At 68.3% G+C, this 1,975-nt stretch carries 1 protein-coding gene and 1 pseudogene; one reads left to right on the forward strand and one right to left on the reverse strand.

Annotated elements, in window-relative coordinates; genetic code table 11:
* On the forward strand, nt 1–210 hold a 210-nt coding region (locus MXD62_RS27330), incomplete at its 5' end, for a hypothetical protein (RefSeq protein WP_248832274.1).
* 919 nt (nt 211–1,129) lie between these two features.
* On the opposite strand, the pseudogene MXD62_RS27335 reads toward MXD62_RS27330, so the two are convergent.
* A pseudogene (locus tag MXD62_RS27335) lies at nt 1,130–1,511 on the reverse strand (SAM-dependent methyltransferase); the annotation flags it as partial.
* Nucleotides 1,512–1,975: the final 464 nt, after the last annotated feature.

Raw genomic sequence — 1,975 nt, forward strand, 5'->3', positions numbered from 1 at the left:
GACGGCGATGAGAACGACGACGGTCACCAGGGCGGTATTGCGGTGTCGGTGTCCGGTCCGGTGACGCCGACGATGGTGGTGGTGTCGTCCCATTGGTCCGCGACGTCGGCGGCCCAGTTGACGCCGCCGGGTACGTGGCCGTCGATCTCGTCCCACAGGTGCAAGGCCGGCACACAAGCACGTGTTGACGCCGGGCGAAAACTGAACTGAGCGGTTCTTGCCGGCAACGCCTTGGTTAGTTTTCGCTCGGCACCGACAGCACGCCATCAGACCACCACCAGCCAGCTTCTCGACCAGCAGGCCCCACCCCAAACCCATCAACCGCCGGCACCTTCCCGACCAGACACCGCCCGCCGGTCACGACCCGACTGATAAATTTGAGCCCCGCCGAGCAGAAAAACCGCAGGTCAGCAAGTGTCGTCCCCGCACGCGCGGGGATCTTCCCGCGGCGGCCCCGTCGACGAACGTCACCGAGGGGTCGTCCCCGCACGCGCGGGGATCTTCCCATCCTCCACCACCCCGGGCCGTCCGAGTGCGAGTCGTCCCCGCACGCGCGGGGATCTTCCGACCGTGCTGGCCTGCCGCATCGCCGCCGCGGCGTCGTCCCCGCACGCGCGGGGATCTTCCGGACTCCCCGGCGGCCACGATCCCACCCGGGATGTCGTCCCCGCACGCGCGGGGATCTTCCGGACCACGGATGGTCGCGGAAGCGCGCACGCTTGTCGTCCCCGCACGCGCGGGGATCTTCCCCCGATGATCGCGTTCTCGGCCGTGCTCACCAGGTCGTCCCCGCACGCGCGGGGATCTTCCGCCTGGCACGGGCTCACGATCGACCAGATCGCCGTCGTCCCCGCACGCGCGGGATCTTCCTCCGCATGCTGGGCGGGGCGAGCCCCGGTGCCCGTCGTCCCCGCACGCGCGGGGATCTTCCTCACGCGGGCATTGCGGCGGCGCCTTTGGCGGCATCGTCCCCGCACGCGCGGGGATCTTCCCCCGCCGACCGCCTGCAAAGGATGCGCTTCGGCGTCGTCCCCGCGCGTGCGGGGATCTTCCCCGCGTCGAGATCGAGCCGGCACGATCGGCCGCGTCGTCCCCGCACGCGCGGGGATCTACCCCCATCGGGGTTTTCACCGGCGCCCTTCTCGGCATGCCAGCGGTGGACCGGCACAACACCCGACTCGCCGAGGTCGAGGCCGATGAGGAAGCCCTCGACCTCGGCACGGGAGCGTGGGGTCAGCGCGATCCCGCGAGCCTGGTAGACGGCTGAGACCCGCTCCGCCTCCTCCCGCGCGAAGTCCCGGTGGCGTGGGTAAGCGCCACATAGCTCCCCGACGGGAGGATCTCCGTGTAGCGGCGGACCAAGCCATGGGGTCATCCGACGCGGGGGCGAAATGCAGCACCGCGATCAGGGAGAGCACCAGCGGCCGACTGAGGTCGAGAGCCTCGGCCAGCTCAGGCGAGGGCGGAATCTTTTCCGGGTCACGCAGGTCGGCGTCGAGATAGGCGGTGCGACACAGTCATAGAACTCCTGCCGGAAGCGACACAGCCTCCCCAGAGCCTCGACGCCTCCAGGCTCGTCCTGCACACGGCCCATCACGACCTTCGCTTTGATCACGGCTTCTTTGGCGAGAGCACGATCTTCCGAAGGTCGTTCGCCGACACACCGACCTGCCTCACACCACCAGTAGTTATCACAAAGCGTGACAGGCCGAGTTCAGCGGCGTGCCTTTCGCTTGACCTGTCCGTCGTGGTCGCCGGCACCGGCCTGGCCCACCAGTTGGCCTGATCAGAAGCCTGTCCGCCCATGGGCGTGACCCGTCACAGATGTGCCACTGAACCGCCCCGGGGAGGTTGGAGGCTCTAGGTTGTGACTGTGGCCTGGGGTTTCTGGGCTGTCAGGTAGTAGTTAGCTTCGTATTCGACTGGTGGGATGTGGCCTATCTCACCATGTAGGCGTCGGTGGTTGTACCAGTCC

It is taken from the genome of Frankia sp. Mgl5, assembly GCF_023242985.1.
GTDB lineage: Bacteria > Actinomycetota > Actinomycetes > Frankiales > Frankiaceae > Parafrankia > Parafrankia soli.